This is a genomic window from Motilimonas cestriensis (assembly GCF_021295315.1).
GTDB classification, from domain to species: domain Bacteria; phylum Pseudomonadota; class Gammaproteobacteria; order Enterobacterales; family CBDFNC01; genus Motilimonas; species Motilimonas cestriensis.
Map to the genome: position 1 here is coordinate 1 of NZ_JAIMJA010000013.1, position 24837 is coordinate 24837.

Below are 24837 nucleotides of genomic sequence, written 5' to 3' on the forward strand. Positions count from 1 at the left end.
TACTCACTGCTAGGTGGGTATGAAGCATTAAAAATATATTCGAAACCGCCGTATGCGACCCACGCTTGTACGGTGGTGTGAGAGGACGGAGGCCGTGAGGTCTCCTCCTACTCGATTGGACAACGCTTGGATTATCCCCGGAGCCTCGCCGATGTCGCGTTCTGCCTTATTAAGTAAATTGCTGCATTGAGCGTTAACCGCACTTAGCCTGAGTACCTTTCTCAAGGCGAGCGGGAGAGGTGCAAGGGGCGAACATGATGTAAACGCCTACCTTATCAGTTGTTACGGCTTGCCTGTGTATTGTTTCTTTATTCGTATTCCTCTTGTTGTCGCCCTTAGCGTGGTGAATGCCATTATCCTTATTTCTTCCCTGATGTGGTTGAACTACCTCGGTCGCAAGATGCCGATGCAACGCATGCTGTGTTGGCAGCAAGGGCAAGTGCGCATGGGCTGGCTCAGTGGCTCAATCCCCAGTAGCTGTTGCAGCAACGGCAATAGCAAGCACTGTATTTGGTGCAGTAATCCTTTGGCGTTACCGCGTAAAAAGCCGTAATCACGAGCGCGTTGTAATCCCTTGGGCAGCACGTGTTGCAACAGCAGTGCATGCATTTCACCCCGACAACCACTTGGCCAATGTAGGGTTCGAGTAACATCATCAGTTCATCTTTGTCAGCTTTAATTTTTATTAATAACAATTTTTCCTTTAAAATCAATAACTCAGGCATAAAGAATAAGTGCGTGTAGATCGATACCACAGTAGTATAGATGTGAGTTATTATAAAAGTTCATTGAGCTTTCTCCGTTTGGTTTTGTCACCGTTAGCATACCTAGGTTAAAGGTAGTTGGAGGGGGCTCAATGATTATCAAGCGCATGTTGTCGGACAAATTTCCGCTGTCACCTTTTTTGCATGGCAAAAAAGCCGCCATCAAAAATTTGCTCGGTGAGCCGGGCGTTATTTTGCTTATTTGAATTATGGAGGATAAGGGTAAGTGATATTCCCACAAGCTTTAAAAGTTGGTGATAAAATTGGCTTTTTTTCACCGTCATCACCAGCTACGGCTTTTGCGCCAAATCGTTTCAAGCGAGCAAAGTCTTATTTGGAATCTCAAGGCTTTGAGCTAGTAGAGGGGTATCTCACTGGCTGTTCTGATTCATATCGCTCAGGCTCAATTCTAGAACGCGCGGAAGAGTTTAACCGATTAATACGTGACCCTAATGTACGGTGTATCATGTCTACGATTGGTGGTAGCAATAGTAATTCTCTATTGCCCTACATCGACTATGAAGCTCTCAGAAACGATCCCAAGATTATCATTGGCTATTCTGATGTAACGGCATTGCTACTGGGTATCTATGCTCAAACAGGCCTTATTACATTTTATGGCCCAGCACTGGTTGCATCATTTGGTGAGTTTCCACCCTTAGTCGAAGAAACGCTTCAATCCTTTCTGGAAATCTTGTGTTCGGAGTCTGATTCGTATCAGTACACAATGCCTCCGTTGTGGACAGACGTTAAGCACGACTGGGAAACTCAAGACTCACCAAAATCTACTTACATAAATGAATGGCAGTTTTTAGGTAGTGGCCAAGTTAGAGGCCGCATAATTGGTGGTAATCTCAATACTATGGCAGGTATATGGGGTAGCCAATATATGCCAGAGATAGAGTCAGGTGACATCCTCCTACTTGAAGACTCTCTTAAAGGAATAGAAACCGTCGAACGTTCTTTTGCCCATCTAATGGCCTGTGGTGTGTTTGAAAAGGTTGGTGCAATTGTATTAGGTAAACATGAACTGTTTAATGACAAAGGGACGGGGCTTACGCCGCTTGACGTTTTGCTTGAAGTGTTAAATGGTAAAAACGTCCCTATACTTTATGGTTTCGACAGTTGTCATACACACCCCATGTTGGTTACACCACTAGGGATACAGGCTTCTATTGATTTTGACAGCCAAACTATTGGACTTGAAAGTCGGTGGGTATCAGCAAAATACAAGGCATTTAAGAGTGATTCGCAACGCTTGGCATTTTCGCGTCACTCAAGTATAGCCAAGCGATGCTCACACCTTAATGCGGCGTTGAGGCTGTAGAATTACTCGATTTTAACAAAAACAAGCGTGATTTAAGGGTTGTAAATGCATTCGCAAGATCGTTTTAATGGCTTAGAATGCGATACACAGAGGCTCAAAAAATCACTAAATTTTATTCAAAGAGAAATTCTACTGGCTCGTTATGTGCCAGGTAAAGTCAGGGGACGCGGATAATGTCAGATAAAAAATTAAACGACCGGATATCTGCGTACAAAGAGGCTTTCGCTAGTGGAGAGATCCAAGAAACTTACCAATGTTTAGTTGGTATCGTTCAAATCCTTCGAACTGAATTTACAAAAAAATATAAAGGGGAGTTTTCTGTAGCAAGCGTAATGCATGGCTACATAGACTTCACATACTTTTATTTGCAAAATGACTACCTAAAACGGCACAAGCTTAAATTTGCCATTGTGTTTAATCACCAGCTGGCACACTTCGAACTGTGGCTGCTCGGACAAACGAAAGATGTACAAGTTCGATATTGGGAAAAGCTAAAAGGTATACGGTGGGTCAATCCTGAATCAATGCCTGAATATTCAATTTTCGAAGTTACGCTTCTAGCCAATCCAGATTTCGACAATATTACAGGGCTATCTGAATCTGTTCATAGTGCATTTGGCGTATTATCACAGGAAATATTCAGCACACTAGAGGCATACGAGTAATGGCACATGACACATATGAGCCTGCCGTTTATCAAGAGATACGCTGATCCCTGCGACTGTTTTTTCAATCGAATTTAAAGCCAATCAGCAAAGGCGTTTACTTCGCTTTGTCATGTTGTTGTGAGGATAACGCCTACAACAAACACAAAGTGAGGCTCTCTTTGTGCGGTCTCACCGCTGCCTGTTGTTCATCCATGAAAATAACAGGGACACTAGGCAGTTATCGGTTAGCCTCGCGAGCGCTAATCTTTTGCCTATGCATGGCACGGTGCGCAGAATGGTTAAATAGATTGCATGGCCGGCTGTCGGATAGGTATAAGCCAGCGGGAAATTGCCACCTTTTAATAAGCAGGCAATTTTAAAGGAGTCGATTTTATCATCTTTGGCTTTGCCACTGTGAATGGCTTTCATGCAGAGAGCGTGGCCTAGGACGAAATCAATCCCTTGCTCGTAGCACCAATCAGAGACTCAATACCAACGCATCCAACGCCAACAACGATGTTGCCAATGTAAGATTCATTGAGCTTTCTCCTGTTTGGGATGGTCACCTTAGGCATACCTCGGTTTAAGGTTTGCGAAAGGGGCTCAATGACTATCAAGTAGCAGCTACGGACTTGGTACAGTTGGCAGAGCTAGGCGCAATGCAGTTTTTGAAACACTGCCCAGCCAATCCTGAATGAATCCCTTGTGAGATTGCAGGACGAAGGTGGACATGATGCAGACCATGATGGTCGAGAGCAAAGCGCTGAAAAGAATGAGGAAAAACGGGCGGGAATATACATATGATTATCCTGTGTACGGTTTATTAAGACTGGTTTTCAAAATGAACAATAAAGTTTTAGTGCCCATCCTGATGCATATAGGCCAAGCCCAAAAACTGCATGATTAATAATACTATGCAGTCGTGCAGAGTTTGGTTTTGGTGTTCGAGATGATGCAAAGCCAGCGCCCATGCCCGGCTGCATTAATAGAAAGGGGGCTACCGTTGTTGCAACACCAACAACTAGCGCAGCACCAATTGTTGGATTGAGAATCCAAGTCTTGCCTGCGGTACCAACCAGCACGGCTGCGAAGGTTATACCTATCAAGTAGTGGGCAATCCATCCAATAAAATGCTCTCCTTGCTTCGGAGCAGATGCTGCAATAGAGTCATGACGAAATTTTCCGTGCCTCATATAAGCTAACCAGCGGCCCACCATTCCATAGTTCGGGAGAGCAATCCCGAACAGTGATTTCCTCAATATGCTCCACAAGTCCATCACGGCAGTTGCTCCAATTCCGATAAAAAATACAGCCATTAGATTGCTCATAAATATCTCCTTTGCTTGTTTCAATTTTGAACTAGTGATAGCGTACCACCTCAAGTTGACTTGAGGTCAAGGACAATTTATGGACATAGCTGAGGTAGCCAAACGTTCCGGGGTTCCAGCCTCCACATTGCGTTTCTATGAAGAAAAAGGATTGATCAAGTCTGTGGGCAGGCTAGGACTGCGCCGGGTATTTGAGGTCAATATTTTGGAAAGGCTTGCATTGATTGCACTGGGGCAAGCAGCTGGGTTTTCACTAGATGAAATTGCCCAAATGGTAGGAGTTAATGGAAACCCAAATATTGATAGAGAGCTTCTGGCGAAAAAGGCAGATGAACTGGATAGCACTATCCAAAAACTGATAGCGATGCGCGATGGGCTTAGGCATGCAGCTGTCTGTTCTGCTCCGAGCCATATGGAATGTCCTAAGTTTCGTCGCTTGCTCGGATTAGCTGCGTCTGGAGCGATTAAAAGTGGAGGGTTGGATCAACTGACAAAAAGGCGGCGATCATGATGTAAATGCCTGCCTTATCAGTTTGTTACCTCTTGTTTTTGCCGTGGCGTCGTGAAGGCCATTATCCTTATTTCTTCCCTGATGGGGTTGGGCTACCTCGGTCGCAATATGCCGATGCAGCGCATGCTGTGTTGGCAACTAGGGCAAGTTCGCGTGGTTTTGCTCGGTGGCTCAGCGGCAACAGTGGCAGCTGTATTGCCTTGTTCATTATCTCGAAAAGTTGCAAAAGACGATACATTAAGCAGGGCCCCCCAATTGCCTGAAATCCTCCTAAAACCAGCCTGAAGCGCCTCATAAAAAAGTCAAGTCTAGATGATTTCATTACAGCAGAAAAAGATTTAACAATTTAGTTAAAACAATAACTCAGCTATGGTTTGGCGCATCATAAAAATGTATTTTAGAACGAGTTGTTCTACAGGTTCGTTAAGTGATTAGGGGCAGGCATCCTAATTTAAAAATTACATATAGATAGAGACTATTTATGAAATATTTAGTATTGATGATCATGGTGGTTATTGCGCAACCATCTTACGGCTCTTCAACTCAAGTCGAAAACTATTTAAATAGCAGTCGAAAATTTGAAGCCTTGATAAAAAAAGAAACTGCTACCGGTAAGCTCCCACGCACGGAAGATAAAGCGATGGCAAAAGTCTTCAATGAGCTATCAAAAAGCCAATCTGCAATAACATCAGAGACATACTCACTTGAAGATTTTACTGCTCTTTTGGAGGTGTGCGGTAAAGCAAATCAGTTTGGAATGAAGTATTTATTACATGAAATGAATTCAGTTGTAATAAAAACTGATCCACCCCAGGTAATTCAAGAAAAAGTTGTAAAGCTGATGTCAGAAAATTCTATAAAATATCAGAATGAACTGAGTGTATTTTATCCTTTTCTTGTTGACTGCCTAGCGATACAGTCATCTCTTACTCTACCGTTTTGGGAGTCCCTACCTTTAGATCAACGAACCCAAGTAAGAAAAGATGGATTAATCCAAGTACGTAAAGGTGTCTTACAACTCTACGCAGGAGTATTAACCAGCTTGGGAGATTCTCAATTAAAACTCGCCTTTAAGGAATCTTTATTAGAGTCAGCTACCCAAGCTGCTCCAGTTATTGCATCGCTCTTATCTTTGGACAGCCGGAATGTCGTCCTTAATATGTTAAGCCAGTATAGCAAGCGAGCACCTAAAGAATATCTGGAACGATTTAAGGTCATTTCAAGAGAGTTTGGTAGTAAAGACTGCAATGAAATATGCCAGCTATAACGCTTAACAAACGGCTCCGCGCAGATGCCAAAATCTACGCTGCTTTGTGGGTTTCGCTGCGCACACTTTACCACAAAAGCCTCTCTGGGTTGGGCGCTGGTGAGCCGGGCGTTAGTGCGTCAAGCGAAGCTTGATGCATCTTGCAGGGTGCAAGTCTCTGTCGGGTAAGGTCTAACTCACCACCCGTATCGTATCTACAGGCTCGTTAGCCGTCATCAATAAACTAGGAACATGGTGATTTACACGGATGAAAGTATCACTGAAGAGCCCAAAAGCTCGATGTGGTCTTGTGTTTGAAAATCAGCGCACGGTCCGGATCTGTTTGGGGTAGGCCCAGTAATGGGGCGCTCAACCATGATGCAGCTAGGAAGAAGAAAATGATTAGACATATCTTACTCATAAAATTTAAAGACTCATCGCCGCTCTCAGAAATTAATAAGCTCAAAGGTTTGTTTGAATCTATGCCTGAAAAAGTAGCGGGTGTTGAGTCGGTAGAGTGGGGTGTTAATGATAGCCCTGAAGGTAAGAACAAAGGTTACACGCATTCAGTTTTAATGACGTTTGCAGATGAAGCTGGACGCCAAAACTACCTGTCGCATGTTGAGCATGAGGCGTTAAAGCAAGTATTTAGGCCGTTGCTAGAAGATATTGTGGTGTTTGATTACACGTTCTGATTTATGATCGTAGCTAATTTTTCATGCCTACCCCGTCTCTGTGCATCACATTCAGTGTTAGGCAGTGTTATTGGATCATAAAGGTAAAATTATGCATGAAATGTTGGTGGGTTTAGAGGTATCAAATAACGACGTTTATTCGCAATATCGCGCTGCTATGATGCCCATATTAGTTGCCTACGGTGGTGATTTTGGTGTCGATTTTGTTGTGTCTGAGGTGTTGCGCTCACCGGTCAATACGCCCATTAATCGGGTTTTTACTATTAATTTTCCAAGTCAAACGGCGGCAGATAGTTTCTTTGCAGATAGCCAGTACCTGAAAGTAAAAGCGCAATATTTTGTCGCTGCCGTGCGCCATACAACGATCATTGCCAGTTATGAAAAAAGCATTTAACAGTAACAATGAGCCTATTAGCAGCCTACTTAGGTAGGCTGTCATGCTTTTTGCTATTTATGGGCAGTCTTTGTTGCTGTGGTTTGCAATCGTGTTGCGCAATTAGCTGACGTTAAGTGCCCCAAATGCCAAAGATTGGGGCTAGTATGGCTATCTTGATTGAAATGCTCTTGCACTAATAATGTGGTTAAAAATACAATTTAAATCAATTAAAAGTCATATTTCGGTTGCGCTCATCTGTTGGTGGAATAGACTGGACTGGCTATCTCGTTTACTTATCCCCATTCAGTAAGAAGATTAATTATGATTATATTTGGCTCTGGCGATCGTCTTATTCGCGGCGAAAAACTTGGAGGTTTTCAATGCCTCAATTGTAAAGGCCAGCAGTTTACGGCGCTGGGTTTTATCCGTCACTTTCACCTTTATCGAATTCCTACATTTCCGGTGTCTAAGCGTGTCGCGGTTGAATGCTGTCAATGTAAAGAGCGCCTTATAAGGGATGAATTTCCCGCGTACATCGCTAACCGTATTCGTGAAAACATTTTTAATGCTAAGAACATCGCGCCAAGTTTTATTGGCTTGTTGATCATTGCATTTATCTTGATTGCCATGGTGCTCGGCTACTCTTTTAATCAAGCACAGCTCGAACGATATATTGCTAAGCCTGCCATTAATGATATTTATATTATTGATAACTATGAAATATTCGATCGTAATCGCGAGAGCTATCGGTATGCAGCCATGATGATAACTCGAGTAGCAAATGACGAAGCGGAATTTGTCTTGTCGAAATATACTTACAGTAAAAGTAAAGGCATAGACCGAGACATAGCTGCCAAATATATGCCTACTTGGGGGAGTAATAGCGTCGTTTTTACCCGAGAAGAACTAGCTTCATTTCATCAGGCTGGCGCTATTTATGACATCTCGCGCAATGGTAGTGATTGAGCGGTATTGCTTAGCTTCGCTCCCTTAATCCAGTGCTGCACTATGCTTTAAGTATGTTGATTAAATAGTCAAATCGCCCTGAATAAGTGCGATTGGGCTTGTTAGTCGAGGTGGCTTTTGTATAATCCCGCCTCGAATTTTTTGGGTTCCCTCACCCCAACCATCAAAAAGGTACAATATGAAAACCACAACCTTAATGCAGGCAAAATTTGCCTTGCTAGTACTATCGCTATTCCACATTGCCGTGATTGCATCCAGTAATTATTTGGTGCAACTGCCTGTGACTATTTTAGGTATGCACACCACTTGGGGCGCATTTACCTTTCCGTTTATCTTTTTAGCAACCGATTTAACCGTGCGCATTTTTGGTGCCGCGTTAGCGCGTAAAATCATCTTTGTGGTGATGTTACCGGCCTTAGTTATTTCGTATTTGCTGTCGGTGATCTTCTTTAATGGCGATTATCAAGGCGTTGCCGGATTAGCGGAGTTTAATACCTTTGTGGCGCGCATCGCTTTAGCTAGCTTTTTAGCTTATTGCTTAGGTCAGCTGCTGGATATTTCAGTGTTTAATCGCCTGCGTCAGTTACGTCAATGGTGGATTGCGCCCGTTGCATCTACAATTTTAGGCAATTTACTCGATACTTTAATCTTTTTCTTTGTTGCGTTTTATCAATCCAGTGATGCTTTTATGGCTGAGCACTGGTTTGCCATCGCGCTCGCAGACTATGGCTTTAAGTTGTTGATAAGTATCTTAGTATTTTTACCATTCTATGGCGTGATACTCAGTAAAATGCAAAAATACTTAATAAATTCAGGCCGTTTATGTGATCAAACTAAGGATGGCATGGCGGAAGTATTAGCTCGCTAATGCTTCCTGAGTTAGAATACGGCGTTTTTTTGCACTTGTGTCAGGCATTCAGAGGTAACAATGGCCACAGAAACTACCGGAGCGGAAGATGTTTTTGCCGATATTCGTCCTTATAACGACAATGAAATTGCCGGTGTAATTCAACGCATCATTCATGATGAAGAATTTATTGCCGCAATGACTAAGGTTCGTTTTCCGCGTTTGTCTGGCTGGGCTCCTTGGTTAATGCGGCCTTTAGTAAAGCAAGCTTTGAGCAAGAAGTGGGCCGGGTTAGACTCGGTTGACAAAGTGCAAGCGGAAGTGGCGGCCCACATGCAAAGTATGGTCACTCGTACTACCTCTAAGGTGACCTTTACTGGCCTTGAGCAATTACAGCGTGATCAAGCTTATTTGTTTGTTTCTAATCACCGTGATATCGCGATGGACCCCGCTTTTGTAAACTGGGGCTTGTTTCATAACAACTTCGGTACGGTGCGAATTGCTATTGGTGACAACCTGCTGAAAAAGCCCTATGTTACTGATTTAATGAAGCTAAACAAAAGCTTTATTGTGAAACGCTCTGCCACTGCGCCACGCGCGATGATGGCGGCGTTTACGCATCTTTCAGCCTATATCAATGACTCACTGCGCTCTGGCAATAATATTTGGATTGCACAAAAAGAAGGGCGCGCCAAAGACGGTTTTGATAAAACCGATCCCGCTATTATCAAAATGTTTTACATGCACGGTAAAAAGCAAAAAGTGCCGTTTGCTGAGTATGTGAAGCAGCTGAAGATAGTGCCTGTCGCTATTTCTTATGAATTTGATCCTGGCGATGTCAGTAAAGCAAAAGAGCTATACGCGACGGAGCAACATGGCAAATACGAGAAAAGTGAGTTTGAAGATATTGTTAGTATCACCGAAGGCATTACTGGCAAAAAAGGCCATGTACATATTGCATTTGGCCAACCGTTACAAGATGACTATGATGATGCCGACAGTGTCGCAGCGGCGATAGACGACAGTATTTATCGTCACTATTACCTGCATCCTGCAAATCTGCTGGCGGCAAAAGTGCCAGAGGCTGATAACGTGTCTCTGGCTGATCGTCAAGCGTTTGAAGAGCACATGAACAACGTACCAGAAGAGCTACGTGAGCGCGTGTTAGCTATGTATGCTCAGCCGGTTTTTAACCGCGCTAATCTTTCTGACTAATCTCGCTTTTTTGCTTGGCTTTTATCTGCGAATAAAAGCCAAGTGAACCCGCTATACCCATTATCTTTGTTTTAACTCAGCACTTTACAGTTACTTATTATGCTATGTTGTGTGCTGTTTTAGTTGTCGGCTTTATGTTTGTAAGCCGGCTTTATTAACAACATCGTTGTAAGCAAGCATAAGGGGATAGATGTGATCACTCGCTTACCTAAATGGATTGAGTTAGGCGCCTTTTTTTTGGCTGTTTTGGCTGGCTGCGTCAATTCGATTGGTTTGTTGGGTTTTGAGCATCAAGCGGTTTCACACCTTTCAGGCTCGGTAACGCAATTTGGTGTGGGGCTTTTAAGTTTTAGTAACAATACCGTTCATTTGCTGTTAATCATTTTAAGCTTTCTTGGTGGAGCCATGATCAGCGGTGTATTGATCGAAAATACTGCCCTGAAATTGGGGCGTCATTATGGCTCAGCCTTAGTGATAGAGGCGGGTTTATTATTCCTTGCTATGTTGGCTTTGTTAGATGGCTCTAACAGCGGCCACTATTTTGCTTCCGCGGCTTGTGGCTTACAAAATGCCTTAATTACCACTTACAGCGGCGCTATTGTGCGCACTACTCACGTTACTGGGGTCTTTACCGATTTAGGCTTAATGTTAGGGGCAAAGTTACGGGGCCAGCCGTTTGATAAGCGTAAAGGGATTATATTCCTAATCATTATTGTTGGTTTCACCCTTGGTGGCTTGATGGGCGCGTTTTTATACCCGGCCTTACATTATCTCTCGTTACTGGTTCCCGCCGGTATGGCGTTTGTGTTGGCGGTGGTTTACCACGTTTGGGTGAGGAGTTAACTCATTTCAATGAAGTTAAGACTATGGCTAGTTGCCATCTTTTTTTCAGGCTTGTTGTTGGCCACTGGGGTGCTTACCTTGCCGATATGGTTTACAGCAGTGTATGGCCTGATGAGCGTGCTGACTTTTGCGTTATATGGCAAAGATAAGTTGGCAGCACGGAAAAAACGTTGGCGGGTTAAAGAGCGTACCTTGCATTTATTTGCGTTATTTGGCGGCTGGCCGGGGGCAATGTTGGCGCAGCAAAAATTTCGCCATAAAACACAGAAACAACCGTTTCGGGTTATTTATTGGCTAACAATTGTGGCCAACTGCGCGGTTCTAGCTTGGTTGTGTAGCACTGATGGCCGTAGCTTTTTACATGCATTACCGACGGTTTCTGAGCTTAAGTTGGGATATTCTTCTTGGGTAAATTATCATTAGTACTTGCTAGAAACTAATTGTGTGTAGTGTCTCTGATTTTAGTAAAAAATAAGTCATATCCGGCTTGGTGTTTCATATATGCTACGCCCAATTTTTTAGCTATTAACAATGAAATGGGTAAGTTATGAAGAAGTTATTACTGGCTAGTGTTGTTGCTGCATCTTTTTTATCTGGCTGTGCAACGGTACCAACGGCATCTAATGAAGCCGAGACAACCGCAAAAAAGTTTAGCGCACCAGCGCCGAATAATGCGGGTATTTACGTTTACCGCAAAGACTCGATTGTAGGCGGTGCTCTGAAAAAAGACGTTTGGATTAACGGTGAGTGCATTGGCGAAACGGCACCCGGCATATTCTTTTACCATGAAGTAGCCGGGGGTGAAGAGCACAAAGTATCTACTGAGTCTGAATTTTCGCCTAACGACCTGTTGGTTAAAGCAGAAGCTGGCAAGTTGTACTTTGTTGAGCAGTACATCAAAATGGGGGCATTTGTTGGTGGTGCCGGTGTTGAGCAAGCTGATGAAGCAACGGGCAAAGCTGAAGTGTCCAAATTAAAGCTGGCTGAAAAAGGTAACTGCAGTATTTAAATCACAGCTGGAGGCTATTTGCGGCGCAAGTCTATTGCGCCGTCTAGTTAACATATTCATTCGCCCTTTCTGCAAAGCTAGGGCATAGTGGGCTTTCTGTTTATTCTTCAATAAGGATTTCCCTTGGCAATTACTGCTGAAGCGATGGCAACACAGCTGACGGATTTATCTTGTCGCACCACGTTTTCCATCAAAAAAATCACCGAATATATGCTGCCCGATTCAAAAGAGTCGTTCTATTTATTGCTTGATGGCTCGGTGCCGCTGTTAGTGATCCGTCCTGCGTATGAAGTGTTTCTCGCTGACTTAACGACATTGTCTGGTGTTCATAATAAAAAGGGCTACTGCCACTATTCCGAGATGACACGCTTCCCTAAACGCATTCATAAAAGCGCGAATGAAATTCACTATGGTTTAGGCTTTCGCTTTGATGACTTAGCCGCGGTGGAGTTGTTTATTCAAAAATTGATAAGCATCATTAGAGAGTAAAATTAATGACGTTGCCTGGCCTTTGGTGATTGTTATTTAGCGGTAGCGCCCCCATTATGGTTTTAGTTTAAGGCTAAATAAGAGTGTAATGTGGGTTTCATTCGGATACTAATGCTGTTTTGTTGTTTGCTCGGGGCTTCTCATGCCACCGCTGGCACGGACACGTCTGTCAAAATGACTCAGTTATCCTCGGTTTTATACACTGATGCAACGCAATGTGTGATGACTGATCAGCAACCACAAAGTTCGCAAGTCTCGCCAGCGTTCGACTTAAGTCATGGCATTCATATTAATGGCGCCAAGTTACGCGTGGCTCATGACGGGCCAAGTGATGGAGACGGAGCACCGACTTATGGTTTAGTGTTTGAGTTTGCCATTGAACCTAGCTTGCAGCTCGCATTAGGGTACGTTGAGCCGTTTAGTCCGCAGCTCTCTTGGATGTTGCATGCGTCATCGCCAGCCTCTCGGTTAGGAGCTTGGAAAGACAGTAATTTACAATACCTTCCCCAGCAGTATTCCCCTTCTTTTACCTAGTTTTTGCAGTGTTGTTGCCTTAGCGCGACAAGCTGCCATTGAAACAGGTTGTTCTTTTGCGTTTACTCGCTTGCGAGAGCTTTTGCTATAGATGCAATAAACAACCTAAATGCACTGATTTTTCAGCTGCTAACACGCTTTATTTGATGCCATTAAATGGCGTTGTATAAGCGAGTCTTCATTAGGTAAAAGAAAATGAAAAAACGTTCCTCTCGACGCGCCTTAAACCAATATTCTCATTGGCAATATGTGGTGCTGATTGCCACCTTACTATTGATGCTACTTAGTGCCTTGCCGTCTTGGTATGGCGAGTCGCCAGCATTACAACTTAATTATCCTCAATCGTCAGCAACGTCAGAGCACTTGGTTATGTTAGATCCACTGGCGCTGCGGCACGCGCTCATTCAACAAGGCATCGAGCTTAAACAAATCAAGCAAGATCAAGCCACTACTTGGGTTGTGCTCAATGATGCTAAGCAGCTGCCGTTGGCAAAACAAGTGCTGCAGAAAATGTCTGACGAGCAAGGTATTCCAGATACCCAACTGACGTTGGCTTCGGTAGCGAACGCGCCTTATTGGTTAACTCAGCTGGGTTTTAACCCGATTGCGCTGGGGCTTGATTTACGCGGTGGCGTGCAATTTTTACTCGATGTTGATATGGCGCCAGTTTACCAAAGCCAAACAGAGCAGCTAAAGAAAGAACTAGGCGCTTGGCTGCGTGAGCACAATATGCGCGGTGGTCAGTTTAAAGAGCTGTCTGCCGATGGGTTTACGCTCTTGCTCGCGAATGAAAGCTATCGAACGGAGCTGCGTGATCACCTTAACAGCCAATATCGCCAGTGGCAGATTATCGGCAGCGGTGATGAGCTTCGCCTAGTGCGATCTGAAACGGAACAGGTGGCGCTGCGCAATCTAACCGTGCAACAAAACCTGCAAATAATGCGTAGCCGTATTGAAGAATTGGGTATCACCGAAGCTGCTGTACAGCGTCAAGGAGAGCATCGCATTCGCATTGAGTTGCCGGGTGTGCAAGATCCTGCCCAAGCAAAAAACGTGATTGGTGCCACGGCCAGTTTGGCGTTTTATCAGGTATTGGCTGATGATGCTTTATCAGGCCAAGCCATTCTCGATGAACAAGGCCGACCCGTGCGTGTGGCACAAGTCCCTGTGCTAACGGGCGAGCACATTGTTGATGCCCGTGCCAGTTTAGGTGAAATGGGGATGGCTGAAGTTAACATCAGTTTAGACAGCCAAGGCGGCCGCATGATGGCGGACTTTTCGCGGCAAAACATTGGGAAACCAATGGCCACTGCCTACAGCGAGTACTCACGCAATCAGCAAGGGGAGGTTGTGCAAAGTAATAAAATCATCAGTGTTGCGACCATTCAGTCGGGCTTGGGGGCGAAGTTTCGCATTACTGGCGCAGGCTCAATGCAAGATGCTCAAAGCCTTGCCTTGTTGCTGCGAGCCGGCTCGTTAACGGCCCCCGTCACCATAGTGGAAGAGCGTACCATTGGCCCAACTTTAGGCGCCGAAAACATTAGTAATGGTTTTTCCGCATTAGCGCTCGGCTTAGGCATGACCTTAGTGTTTATGGCGCTGTGGTATCGTCGTTTAGGCTGGATTGCCAATATCGCGTTATTAGCCAACATGGTGATGCTGTTTGGCTTGTTGGCGTTGATCCCCGGTGCGGTTTTAACCTTGCCCGGTATCGCCGGGCTGGTGCTCACTGTAGGCATGGCGGTGGATACCAATGTGCTGATTTTTGAACGTATTCGTGACAAGTTAAAAGAAGGCAACAGTGTGGCGCGGGCCATTGATAGCGGTTTTAGCAGCGCCACTAGCACCATTTTTGATGCTAACTTCACCACCATGATCACTGCCATTGTGTTGTACAGCCTAGGTAATGGGCCGATCCAAGGTTTTGCTTTAACTCTTGGTTTAGGGCTACTTACCAGCATGTTTACCGGTATTTTTGCTTCACGCGCCATGATCAATTGGTTTTGGGGCAACGACACTCGTCGCAGCGTAAGGATTTAATCATGACTCAATTACTGAATATGAAAAATGCCAGCCAATGGCGCTATGGCACCAGTGTTATCTCTATTTTATTACTGTGCACCTCATTGTTTTTTATTGTGACTAAGGGCTTTAACTGGGGCTTGGATTTTACCGGCGGCGTGGTCAGTGAAATTCAAGTAAGCCAGCAAATCACCAACAGTGAGCTAAGCCCATTGTTGGAAGCGGGGCTAGGGCAAAAAGTGAGTGTGGTTGCCAGTGATGAACCGGGTCGTTGGGTTATTCGCTATAGTGTGCCGGAAAATATGAACACCACCGCGGTATCGATTGAGGCTTTGCTTGCGCCGCTATCGGGTGAGGTGCAAGTGCTGAACACCAGTATAGTGGGGCCGCAGGTCGGCCAAGAGCTAGCTGAGCAAGGCGGATTAGCGCTACTTGTTTGCATGCTTTGTATTATGGTGTATTTGAGCATTCGCTTTGAGTGGCGCTTAGCACTGGGCTCGCTGGTGGCTTTGGTACACGATGTGGTATTTGTGCTGGGCTTTTTTGCTCTTAGCCAGATGGAGTTTAACTTAACTGTATTGGCGGCGGTGTTGGCGATTTTAGGTTATTCCCTCAATGATTCGATTATCATTGCCGACCGTATTCGTGAATTACTGCGTTTAAAACCCGATGCGGCCACCGCCGATATTAATAATCAAGCTATTGCTGCTACTTTTACCCGAACCATGATCACCTCAGGGACCACTTTAATCACAGTATCTGCATTATGGTTATTGGGCGGTGCGTCGTTAGCGGGTTTTGCCATCGCCATGTTTATCGGTATCCTCGCCGGCACTTGGTCATCGATTGCGGTCGGCACCTCACTACCCGAAGTGTTAGGCCTAAAACCTGAGCATTATCAAGAGGTGGCATTGCCAGATACACCTTAGTCTTAGATAGGAGCCCCTATTATGGGGCGATAAGGCTTGGAGCGGTATTTAACAGCGAAATTAGCGCGCTCAGCGCATAAGATTCGCGATATAAATATCGCTCCTTGTATGTTGAATTTGTTGATTTGTGTTTTTTGTAGACCTGAGCTCGCTCAGGGTATTTGCGATATTCGCTGAGCAAGCTCAGCTCCTACAAAAGCCAACCAGCTTGCCGTTACGCACTCGTAGGCTTGTATTCAATCACGCGTTTAGCTTGGTTTGCTGCTAACTAAGCGCACTTCATTGGGTAATACCTCACATGACAGCTCGGCATAATTCCATTGGTAAAACTTCCTGTCGATTAATGCAAGTTCGGCGTCGCTGAGAGAAATAACTTTATAGTCTTGGCCGCCGCAGTAATGACAGTTGTCATCATTTGGGGGGCGCGCAAACTTGCACCTTTCACATAGCCAAGCTTCTTGGTGACCAAGGGCTTTTACGGCGTTAACACTGGCAACTATGGAAGCTCGCCGTTGTTTGGTTTTGTTGGCAGCGGTTGCTATCGCTGCCTGCTGTGCCTGACGCTCAGCTTGTTCATATTGTGCTTGCTGCTGGCGTTTCAGTGCTAGATCGGCGGCCATTTCGAGCTGGCGTTGTTGCGCTCGTTCTAGCGCAGCGGCTTGTGCTTGTTGGCGTTGCGTTTCTTGTTGTTGCTGGCGCGTTTTTTCTATTTTCAGCGCTTGTTCTTGCTGTGCTTGATGTAATGCTTGGCACTTATCCTCAAACACTTTTTGCCGAGGGTGATATAACCACTTTTTATTATTGGTTGTCACAAGCAAGTGGTTGATGATGGCGCTCTTAGGGTTTTGTTGATGCTCATTAATTATGCTAATGAGTGGCTGCATATTGATTTGTACTGTGGGCAGGCCTTGATAGCCGTGAGTGTAACTGTGGCCTAAAAAGTTCAGTATCACAGCTAACTGATAGTCACCGACTTCAAGCACGATAACATCAGCACCTTTAGTTATTTTTGTGCGAGGAATAGTTACTTGTTGGTAGTTAACTTTAGCGCTTTTGGTGATGGGGTAGGTGGCTGTTTGGCAGCCTAGATCGCAGCTAAATTGGTAATCATAATCAGGGGTGACAAAGGTTTGATGGGAGGTAAATAAGTTGCGCGACATCCAAAATAACGAACGTTGTAGGTTGATTTCACATAATGCCGCGGCTTTGCCTTTCTCATGGGCAAAATGATGTTGCTTAATGTTACCTTTTTTAGCGATAACAGGGGTTTTGCAGGCATAACACACACAGCCACAAGCGGCGCCTCTGGGCACATCTTCAACAAAAACCATCTCGTTGCTGGCGTGGTCAAGCGCAAACGGTATCAGTACACTCATTCTTCCTCCCTCTGTTAGTATTAGAGAGAACCAAGTATCGGTCAATGTTATTTAATTTCAAACGGATAAGGTTGAGAGCTGTTTTTGAGAATGATGCGCCAAGCTGACTGATGGCTAAAAAATTGACAATTGAGCAACTTGATTTGTGCTATACCTTGGAAGACTAGGCATGCTAATGCATTTGTTTGCCCCTTCGCTGAAGCCATCGAGAACCTACTCCAAGTAGCATAGGAGGATGTAGTGAAGTATTTAATTTTACTGATCAGTTTGTGGCTTGCTCCGGCTTATGGTTGTGACCATACCTTTAAAGTGAGCATTGATTCTTGGCCGCCATTTTTTGTTAAAGAGCAGGAAGGCTGGACTGGCTTAGACGTAGAGATTTTAAAGCAGGCGATTGCAGGTGCAGGTTGCCAAATTGAGTTTGTTTATATCCCCCCTCGGCGCGGCCTTAAATACATCGCCATCGGCAAAATAGATATTATGATGGCAGCTTCATATACCAAATCTAGAGCTGAATTTGGTTATTTCAGCACCCCTTACCGTGATGAGCTTATTGGTATTATGATGCCTAAAGGTTTATCTAACCTTTATCCTGCTAATCGCCTGACTGATATTTTTAACCAAGATATTTATCTATCCACCCAGCGTGGCGCTTGGTATGGAGATGAATTTGAAGAAATTAAGAAATCACTCCGATTTCAAAGCAAAATTCACTATGCCAACAGTGAGGCGCAAGCGATTGACTTGCTTATGCACCAACGTGTAGATGGCGTGGCTACGGATGTAATGGCTGGTTTGTTTAAAGCGCGAGAGCTTGGTTTTTCCGGCAATATTGAGTTTCACCCTTATTTGTTAAATAGCAGTAAAGTCAGCTTTTATGTCAGTAAAAAATCGGTGCCCGAAGCGCTGTTTAACAAACTAAATGACAGCTTAAATAATTACTTAGAAAGCGATGAGTACAAAGCGCTGCTATCGAGTTATTTGCCAAAGACTTTGTTTCAAAACTCTAGCCTTGAGTGAATTTGGCTGATTTTTCTATCTTGGTTTTAGTCTAAATAATGGTTTTTATTGAAAGGGGCGTAGCCCCTTTTTTCATCAGGCTTAGTTAGGTGTAAAACTAGTGAGTTTGTAGTGCCCACCAATAATATTTTGATCATTGTAGTTGGTTATTTCAACCGTAGATACACCAATACAGGACGTTTTTAATTTGTTGTTCCAAGCCCCTTCTTCTAGGTAAACAAGGCAATCATTGTAGCTTAGGTCGCCATTACTCCATTTGGTGAAAGCCAAAGGGGTGTATCTAATTATCTCTAAACTTCTCGGGGGTATTGGACTGTGATTATAACAAAAGTCATCCGTTACAGTGTCATAGTGAGCGACAGCGGTAGCTGTTTCGCCAAGTCTAGCTGATTGCACTTTTGTGTTCAGAGTATACGTATCCTTGAATTTGAGACTACAATTGGACGCTGTAGTTGTCACTGTGACGCTATTTTCCGTAAAATCAGACCGCACCATTTTCCATACTTCTTCACCATTTGTATAATCTGTTTGTGATAAGGTATGTTTACCATCAGCCGTTATTATCATTTTCACTGAGCTTGTTTGAGTATCATTTTTGTAGGTGCCTTCAAGTACCGATGTCCCATTTGCTGCTGCTAAGTATTTTGATAAATCAACTGTTTCGTTATCAATTATTTGACCCGTTTCGGTTATTACTGTTTTGCCATTAATTTTTATGTCGCCATGAACGTCTAGTGTGGCTGCTTGGGCAACGCCAAATGTACCTAAAGCGATGACAGCAAGTGCAATTTTACTCATTATATTTTCCTGAATTATTGTTTTACTTGATTGTAAGATTGCCTTTAATTGTCAAATCTTGAGTTAATGTCAAAACTTGCTTATTTTCTGGCATTTCGATAGTTAAAGATTGATCGCTACGAATTTCGTCTGTATTTGCTAATACGCCTAGTATGTCTTCAATATTTGATAGGGTTGTATTTCCGGTTGGAATACTGGATATTGGTTTAGCTGGTTCTTTATCCTTTGTCTCGTCGATAGTTCCGCCTCCGCCACCACATGCACTTAGCAATGATGTAATAGCGATAGCGCAAGATATAGTTTTTATGTGCATTTACTCTCCGTGTGACATTAAATGATGGTCTCAGCAAATTTAAAGCCTTGTGAATTATTTTCAATCAATTTACTTTTTTAATGTGAGTTACATTTGCTGGTTTAAGCCTATGCGCCAGTACTGTGAGGATTGGTGACAAGGGCCTAAAAGTTTCTTATTTTCTGCTCTCTAACTGTTTGAAGTAGTGAGCGTCTATTAAACAAGAAGTGATAAAATATTCGTCGAATATCAGTAATATGGATGCGACAGTTAAGCCATCTACAGATTTTATGGAGCGTGGTATACTAAGTGACTAAGACTTAATCGTTTATGCACTTGCCCTATGTTCCCTAAAACCCCTCTTGACCTTGGCGTTTGCCAATATTTAACAGTTGTACCACCACTTGCTCGGCACTGATGTTGTCTTGGTAAAAATAGCGATACAGTAGCTGAATAATTTCGTTTTGTTGTTGCTCTGGTAGGGCCATTGAATCAGTCAAGCTGGGGACTAAGTTGTGCTCGGCTTGAGCGCGATCGAAATCTTGTTTGGCGGCTAAACTGCAGCTGTCAAAGCCTGTTAGGTCGATGTCTTGGCGCGCGGGCAGTGAGCCTTTCAGTTGATTAAATTGGCTTTGAAAATCTTTATTCATTAACAAGCTAGCCATCGCTTGGCTGACTCGTTTACTGTTATTTGCGCCCTGATGGAATAAGACAAAACTGTCCATGTTATAGATAAAACTGTTTTGTGTGCCCGGTGCGGCGGCGCAAATGTAATCTACATTGGCTTGATAGCCGAGGGCGGTTAGTTCACCTTTTACCCAGTCGCCTAACAGCTGGATGGCAGCTTGGCCTGTGGCTAAGTCGGCGGTCGCTTGTGGCCATTCTTGCGCCCTTTGTTTTGAGCCGACTATGTGTGACAGCTCGCGAAATAAGCGCAAGGTCGCCAAGGTGTTCGCGTTGTTAATGGTGTCGGGGTCTAGCTCAACAAACAGTTGTCTATATTCCTGCGCGCCGTGTAAGCCGAGCGTCATCATTTCAAAAATCATTGCCACTTGCCAAGGCTCATGGCCAATCGCTAGTGGTGTGATTCCTGCTTGTTTAATGGTCTTGGCCGTGTCTATAAACTCTGGCCAAGTTTGTGGTACGGGTAAGTTAAGCTGGGTAAAGATGGCTTTATTTAGCCACATCCAGTTGATGCGATGTAGGGTCAGTGGGATGGCGACAAAGTGGCCTTGATAGCGATTAACACTTAAGGCAATATCGGGCAGACTTTGTTGCCATTGCTGTTGTTGGGCAATGCTTTCTAAATCGACTAAAAATCCCAACCGTGCCCATGAACTTATCGCCGGGCCTTCTATTTGCGCCATTGATGGTGGGTTGCCAGCAATGGCGCGAGCTTGCAGTACTGTCATGGCGCTATCACCGCCACCACCACGCACTGCAAAGTCGCGCCAAACCATGCCATTAGCATTAACAGCTTGCTTTAAGGCGGCTGTAGCTCGTTGTTCTCCTTGGCTAGTCCACCAATGCAGTACTTCCACTTGCGGCTGGGTTTGTTGTTGGCTTAGAGGTATCACTTGAGCAATGTTTTCAGTGGCGTAACTAGCTTGGGTCAAGCAAAATGATAGGATAAATATAGAAAGAAAACCGAGTTTCATGACTTAATGCTCCGGTAAGGTGAGGCTGACGATCAGGCCTTGTTGGTGGTGATTTCTTAGGCTGATGTCGCCGCCATGACTGCGGGCGATGCTGCGTGCTATGGTTAAGCCTAATCCTGTGCCTTCTTGCTTTTGCTTGCTTAATCGAAAGTATGGTTCGAAAACTTGTTGTTGCTGAGGCACTGGGATGCCATCGCCATAATCACGGAAATCAATATGCAGTTGTTGCTGCAGTTCGGTGATATTAATTTCAACTCGTTTACCGTATTTTATGCCATTTTCTACTAAGTTGTTGAGTAAGCGTTTTAGTGCCAGTGGTTTACCCAAATACTGTTGCTGTACTTGGCCATGAATGGTGACTTGTTTGTCGTAACGACCATAAAGTTCTGCGCTTTGCTGCAAAATATGGTTGATGTCGACAGGCTCTATGTCTTCGTGCAAGTCGGTATCGCGAATACATTGCAAAGCCCCTTTTACCATAAAATCTAGCTCATTGAGGGCGTTTTCAAATTTTTTCCGAGTAGCTTCATCGGGCAACATTTCGGTACGTAGCCGCAAACAGGCAATTGGAGTTTTTAGGTCATGAGAAATGGCGCTAAATAACATGTCGCGATCGCGCAGATAGTTTTTGATCCGTAAGCTCATTTTATTAAAGGCGCGGGTAGCCGTGATAAGCTCTTCACTGCCTTGTTCGGCCAGCTGCGGCGTGTCGAGCTGCTCGGTCATGGCGCTGGCGGCATTGGCCAGTTTGGCGATAGGTCGGATTTCTCGACGCACCACCAGCCATGTAAAAAATACTAATAATAGCGAAGACAAGCCCATAAAAAACCATTGTTTAGTGTCCATAAACGGGGTATCGAGCAAAACAAAAGGCGCGGGTAAAATAGCGGCCAAATAGAGCCATTCAGTGGGCGATATTTCAATCTGCATGACTAATATTGGTGGATTTAATTCACCCAGTGACAAGCTATAGTTAGCCCATATTTGAGGGACTTCGTCTAACCTGACCTCAGTATTAAACACACGTAGATTTTCACGATCGGTAAATTCTAAGGTAATGGCCTGATCAGTGCTTAGTTCTTGATTAAGCACCTTACGAACTTCGCTGAGTACCATTTTTTTACGTTGGCTATCGGGTAAGGCTTGAATGGCAATTTCATGATTATTCAGCGATACAAAGAAACGTGAACCGCCCATTTTTCGCAGTTGATTTAAAGTTAGGTGGCGATACTCTAATGGCAGTGAGCTAAAAAAGGCGACGGTACTCGCGGCGCTAAGAGCAAGGCTATTAACTGTGCTAATTAAGCCTTCGTTTTCTTTAGCTGCACCTTGTCGATACCAAATGAGTGCGGTGAGGAACTGAGCGCTGATGATCACAAGCAATAATGTGGCCAACAAGCGTACCACTAAGGTGTTGGCTAAGCGTGGCTTCGTGGCATCAGACTTCATGTACGGCCTCAGCGTTGAGCATATAGCCTTGGCCGCGCACGGTTTTAATCAAGGCGCGGTCTTGGTCGTTCAGGTGATGGCGCAAGCGACTAATTTGCACATCAATACCTCGCTCTAGTGGCATTGCCTCGCGACCTTTGATAGTGGCAGAAATTTGATCGCGATCTAGCAGTTGATTGGCGTGGCGTAAGAATAGGTGCAACAAGCTGTAATCTGCGCCCGAGAGCTGGTTGATATTGCCTTTCTCATCAATGAGTTGACGGGTAAGAGTGTCGAGCTTCCAGTTGGCAAAACAAATGTAACGCGCTTGATTGAGGCCGGCATTAAACTGCGCCCGGCGTAGCTGCGCTTTAATACGTGCTAATAGTTCACGCGGACTAAAAGATTTAGTCATGTAATCATCGGCACCAATTTCTAACCCCACCACGCGGTCTGCTTCTTCTGCAACTGCGGTCAGCATAATGATCGGCACACTAGAGCTGCGTCGGATCCAGCCGCATAAGCTAAAGCCATCTTCTCCGGGCAACATCACATCGAGAATGATTAAATCGGGATTGTGTTGTTGCAAACATTGGCGCATTTCAATGCCGTCGGCTGCGGTGAGTACGGTAAAGCCGGCATTGCCTAAATAGTCTGATAGGGCGTCTCTGAGTTCGGCATTATCGTCTACTACTAACAGGGTTTTTGCGACTGCTGTTGGCATACTTCCCTCGCTTTATTATTGTTATTTTTTAAACCTATTAAGTGTACTGAAACTGCTTGAACAAGGCACGCGTCGTTTTGTAAGCATTCGCTTACAAACTGCTTTCTCTATGTCACCTTCGCAAGACAAAAAGCCCATAGACTGCTAATGCGGGGATAATTGAAAAAGAATTTTCCTTGGTGAGAGTGGGTTTTTGATAAACAAAATATCCTTTTCAAGGATGAAAAAGTTAAGCATGCAAGGATGTACTAGCTGCGATTTTGGTTATCCATAACTCACTCTGAAGTAAGAGCGTTATTAATCATTAGCAGTGCCTAAGTGGGCAGGGAGAAGGGATATGATCAGTAATATATTTGGTCAGCTACAAAAGGTGGGACGGTCACTGATGTTACCGGTATCGGTATTACCTGTGGCTGGTTTGTTATTAGGTATAGGTTCAGCCAATTTTAGCTGGATGCCAGCAGCGGTAAGCCAAGTGATGGCGCAGTCAGGTGAGGCCGTATTTGGCTTTATGCCACTGCTATTTGCCATTGGTGTGGCGCTGGGATTTACTAAAAACGACGGGGTGGCGGCGTTAGCAGGCACGGTTGGCCTTGGCATTATGCTTGCCACACTGGGCGTAGCGGCAAAAATGAAAGGCTTAGAAACCACCACAGTGCTGGGTATAACGACCTTACAAACGGGGATTTTTGGCGGCATTATTATGGGCGGCGTCGCGGGCTTAATGTTCAATCGCTTTTACCGCATTAAATTACCAGAGTACTTAGGCTTTTTTGCCGGTAAGCGCTTTGTGCCGATTGTGACGGGGTTGGCTGCGATTGTGGTCGGCATAGTCATGGCATTTGTTTGGCCACCGGTGGGCGCGATGATCGATACCTTCTCTCATTGGACTGCGTACCAAAACCCAGTGTTAGCTTGGGGGATTTACGGCTTTGGTGAGCGTGCGTTATTACCGTTGGGTTTACACCATATCTGGAATGCGCCGTTCTTCTTCGAGGTAGGTAGCTATACCGATCCAGAAACAGGTAAGGTTATCACTGGTGAAGTGGCACGCTTTTTTGCTGGCGACCCAACGGCAGGGCACTTAGGCGGCGGCTTTATGTACACCATGTGGGCGCTGCCCGGCGCGGCATTGGCGATTTACCATACCGCTAAACCTGAGAAAAAAGCCGTTGTTGGCGGTTTGATGTTCTCAGCCGCGTTAACCTCGTGGTTAACTGGGATCACTGAGCCGGTTGAATTTGCCTTCTTGTTTGTGGCGCCGGTGTTGTATGTGATCCACGCGTTTTTAACGGGGATTGGTTTTGCCATTACTAACTACTTGGAAATTCAGCATGGTCAGTCGTTTGCCCATGGTGCCATCGATTTCTTCTTGTTCTTACCCCTTTCGACTAAGGCTTGGTTGTTCTTAATCATTGGTCCATTGTGGGCAGCGTTTTACTATGTGTTGTTCCGCGTGGTGATCACTAAATTCAATTTAAAAACCCCAGGTCGTGAAGAGGCTGAAACCGAGCAAGCAGCGGTAGTGGTTGGCTCTGAGCTGGCGACCAATTTAGTGCACGCGATGGGCGGTAAGGCGAACATTAAAAATATAGATGCTTGTATTACTCGTTTACGCGTGACAGTGGCAGATATTGCTCTGGCGGATATTCCGCGCATTAAAGCCCTAGGAGCGCGTGAAGTGGTGGTGATAGGCGATAACTTGCAAGCCATCTTCGGCACCCAGTCGGACAATATCAAAACTGAGATAGGAGATGTGTTGGCGTTAAACTAGATTTTCCGGATACCTTTAC

At 44.7% G+C, this 24837-nt stretch carries 25 protein-coding genes and 3 pseudogenes; 18 read left to right on the forward strand and 10 right to left on the reverse strand.

What is annotated here, in order from left to right; translation table 11 throughout:
• Nucleotides 1-384: 384 nt before the first annotated feature.
• Nucleotides 385-600: pseudogene (locus K6Y31_RS22500) on the reverse strand (IS91 family transposase); the annotation flags it as partial.
• Nucleotides 597-789 (reverse strand): annotated as a pseudogene (locus tag K6Y31_RS13165) (IS110 family transposase); the annotation flags it as partial. The pseudogenes K6Y31_RS13165 and K6Y31_RS22500, both read right to left, overlap by 4 nt.
• Nucleotides 790-990: 201 nt before the next feature.
• Here K6Y31_RS13165 and K6Y31_RS22440 point away from each other — a divergent pair.
• Together K6Y31_RS22440 and K6Y31_RS13175 are read left to right on the forward strand one after the other, a co-directional pair.
• Nucleotides 991-2091: a S66 family peptidase gene (locus K6Y31_RS22440; protein ID WP_233053424.1), complete on the forward strand. Its 1101-nt coding sequence runs from the start codon at nt 991-993 to the stop codon at nt 2089-2091.
• A 173-nt stretch (nt 2092-2264) separates the two neighbouring features.
• Nucleotides 2265-2756, forward strand: a complete 492-nt coding sequence (locus K6Y31_RS13175) for a DUF7000 family protein (protein WP_233053425.1) — start codon at nt 2265-2267, stop codon at nt 2754-2756.
• 306 nt (nt 2757-3062) lie between these two features.
• Here K6Y31_RS13175 and K6Y31_RS13180 read toward each other — a convergent pair.
• Nucleotides 3063-3283, reverse strand: a pseudogene (locus tag K6Y31_RS13180) (IS110 family transposase); the annotation flags it as partial.
• 291 nt (nt 3284-3574) lie between these two features.
• Nucleotides 3575-4066: a DUF2938 domain-containing protein gene (locus K6Y31_RS13185; protein ID WP_233053426.1), complete on the reverse strand. Its 492-nt coding sequence runs from the start codon at nt 4064-4066 to the stop codon at nt 3575-3577.
• A gap of 79 nt (nt 4067-4145) precedes the next feature.
• Here K6Y31_RS13185 and K6Y31_RS13190 point away from each other — a divergent pair, with 79 nt between their 5' ends.
• The 14 genes from K6Y31_RS13190 (at nt 4146) to secF (ending at nt 15748) form a co-directional block, all read left to right on the forward strand.
• Complete coding sequence (locus tag K6Y31_RS13190) at nt 4146-4577, forward strand: helix-turn-helix domain-containing protein (protein WP_233053427.1); 432 nt, start codon at nt 4146-4148, stop codon at nt 4575-4577.
• A 481-nt stretch (nt 4578-5058) separates the two neighbouring features.
• The gene (locus tag K6Y31_RS13195) at nt 5059-5844 is read left to right on the forward strand and encodes a hypothetical protein (RefSeq protein WP_233053428.1); all 786 of its coding nucleotides are present in this window, start codon (nt 5059-5061) and stop codon (nt 5842-5844) included.
• Between the two features lie 377 nt (nt 5845-6221).
• Nucleotides 6222-6518, forward strand: coding sequence for a Dabb family protein (locus tag K6Y31_RS13200; RefSeq protein ID WP_233053429.1), 297 nt, complete (start codon nt 6222-6224; stop codon nt 6516-6518).
• A 91-nt stretch (nt 6519-6609) separates the two neighbouring features.
• Nucleotides 6610-6912: a DUF1330 domain-containing protein gene (locus K6Y31_RS13205; protein WP_233053430.1), complete on the forward strand. Its 303-nt coding sequence runs from the start codon at nt 6610-6612 to the stop codon at nt 6910-6912.
• 303 nt (nt 6913-7215) lie between these two features.
• On the forward strand, nt 7216-7860 hold the full coding sequence (locus tag K6Y31_RS13210; RefSeq protein ID WP_233053431.1) for a hypothetical protein: 645 nt from the start codon (nt 7216-7218) through the stop codon (nt 7858-7860).
• A 178-nt stretch (nt 7861-8038) separates the two neighbouring features.
• Nucleotides 8039-8728, forward strand: coding sequence for a 7-cyano-7-deazaguanine/7-aminomethyl-7-deazaguanine transporter (locus K6Y31_RS13215; RefSeq protein ID WP_233053432.1), 690 nt, complete (start codon nt 8039-8041; stop codon nt 8726-8728).
• Nucleotides 8729-8788: 60 nt separating this feature from the next.
• Nucleotides 8789-9922, forward strand: a complete 1134-nt coding sequence (locus tag K6Y31_RS13220) for a 1-acyl-sn-glycerol-3-phosphate acyltransferase (protein ID WP_233053433.1) — start codon at nt 8789-8791, stop codon at nt 9920-9922.
• A gap of 192 nt (nt 9923-10114) precedes the next feature.
• The gene (locus K6Y31_RS13225) at nt 10115-10765 is read left to right on the forward strand and encodes a YoaK family protein (protein ID WP_233053434.1); all 651 of its coding nucleotides are present in this window, start codon (nt 10115-10117) and stop codon (nt 10763-10765) included.
• A 9-nt stretch (nt 10766-10774) separates the two neighbouring features.
• Nucleotides 10775-11188: a DUF1294 domain-containing protein gene (locus tag K6Y31_RS13230; protein WP_233053435.1), complete on the forward strand. Its 414-nt coding sequence runs from the start codon at nt 10775-10777 to the stop codon at nt 11186-11188.
• A gap of 124 nt (nt 11189-11312) precedes the next feature.
• Nucleotides 11313-11774, forward strand: a complete 462-nt coding sequence (locus K6Y31_RS13235; RefSeq protein ID WP_233053436.1) for a DUF2846 domain-containing protein — start codon at nt 11313-11315, stop codon at nt 11772-11774.
• Nucleotides 11775-11897: 123 nt separating this feature from the next.
• Entirely contained in the window at nt 11898-12263 is a 366-nt protein-coding gene (locus K6Y31_RS13240; protein ID WP_427901899.1) for a hypothetical protein, read from the forward strand.
• A gap of 174 nt (nt 12264-12437) precedes the next feature.
• Nucleotides 12438-12797: a hypothetical protein gene (locus K6Y31_RS13245; RefSeq protein WP_233053437.1), complete on the forward strand. Its 360-nt coding sequence runs from the start codon at nt 12438-12440 to the stop codon at nt 12795-12797.
• Nucleotides 12798-12992: 195 nt separating this feature from the next.
• The gene (gene secD, locus K6Y31_RS13250; protein ID WP_233053438.1) at nt 12993-14837 is read left to right on the forward strand and encodes a protein translocase subunit SecD; all 1845 of its coding nucleotides are present in this window, start codon (nt 12993-12995) and stop codon (nt 14835-14837) included.
• Nucleotides 14838-14839: 2 nt separating this feature from the next.
• Nucleotides 14840-15748 carry a protein translocase subunit SecF gene (gene secF / locus K6Y31_RS13255; protein ID WP_427901900.1) on the forward strand — a complete coding sequence of 303 codons (909 nt, stop codon included), beginning with the start codon at nt 14840-14842 and terminating at the stop codon, nt 15746-15748.
• A 248-nt stretch (nt 15749-15996) separates the two neighbouring features.
• Here secF and K6Y31_RS13260 read toward each other — a convergent pair whose 3' ends face one another.
• Entirely contained in the window at nt 15997-17124 is a 1128-nt protein-coding gene (locus K6Y31_RS13260) for a competence protein CoiA family protein (protein ID WP_233053439.1), read from the reverse strand.
• A gap of 240 nt (nt 17125-17364) precedes the next feature.
• On the opposite strand from K6Y31_RS13260, the gene K6Y31_RS13265 reads away from it, so the two are divergent.
• On the forward strand, nt 17365-18144 hold the full coding sequence (locus tag K6Y31_RS13265) for a substrate-binding periplasmic protein (protein WP_233053440.1): 780 nt from the start codon (nt 17365-17367) through the stop codon (nt 18142-18144).
• Nucleotides 18145-18225: 81 nt separating this feature from the next.
• On the opposite strand, the gene K6Y31_RS13270 is transcribed toward K6Y31_RS13265, so the two are convergent.
• The 5 genes from K6Y31_RS13270 to K6Y31_RS13290 all read right to left on the reverse strand — a co-directional run bounded on the left by K6Y31_RS13270 (nt 18226) and on the right by K6Y31_RS13290 (nt 23044).
• On the reverse strand, nt 18226-18942 hold the full coding sequence (locus K6Y31_RS13270) for a hypothetical protein (protein WP_233053441.1): 717 nt from the start codon (nt 18940-18942) through the stop codon (nt 18226-18228).
• A 22-nt stretch (nt 18943-18964) separates the two neighbouring features.
• Nucleotides 18965-19255, reverse strand: a complete 291-nt coding sequence (locus tag K6Y31_RS13275; RefSeq protein WP_233053442.1) for a hypothetical protein — start codon at nt 19253-19255, stop codon at nt 18965-18967.
• A gap of 329 nt (nt 19256-19584) precedes the next feature.
• Entirely contained in the window at nt 19585-20892 is a 1308-nt protein-coding gene (locus tag K6Y31_RS13280) for an ABC transporter substrate-binding protein (protein ID WP_233053443.1), read from the reverse strand.
• 3 nt (nt 20893-20895) lie between these two features.
• Nucleotides 20896-22341 (reverse strand): ATP-binding protein, encoded by a 1446-nt coding sequence (locus K6Y31_RS13285; RefSeq protein WP_232803968.1) that lies wholly within the window; start codon nt 22339-22341, stop codon nt 20896-20898.
• Entirely contained in the window at nt 22331-23044 is a 714-nt protein-coding gene (locus tag K6Y31_RS13290; protein WP_232803967.1) for a response regulator, read from the reverse strand. The genes K6Y31_RS13285 and K6Y31_RS13290 overlap by 11 nt, the downstream gene beginning before the upstream one ends.
• A gap of 337 nt (nt 23045-23381) precedes the next feature.
• Between K6Y31_RS13290 and ptsG the strand changes: the two genes are divergently transcribed.
• Nucleotides 23382-24818: a glucose-specific PTS transporter subunit IIBC gene (gene ptsG, locus K6Y31_RS13295; RefSeq protein WP_232803966.1), complete on the forward strand. Its 1437-nt coding sequence runs from the start codon at nt 23382-23384 to the stop codon at nt 24816-24818.
• Nucleotides 24819-24837: the final 19 nt, after the last annotated feature.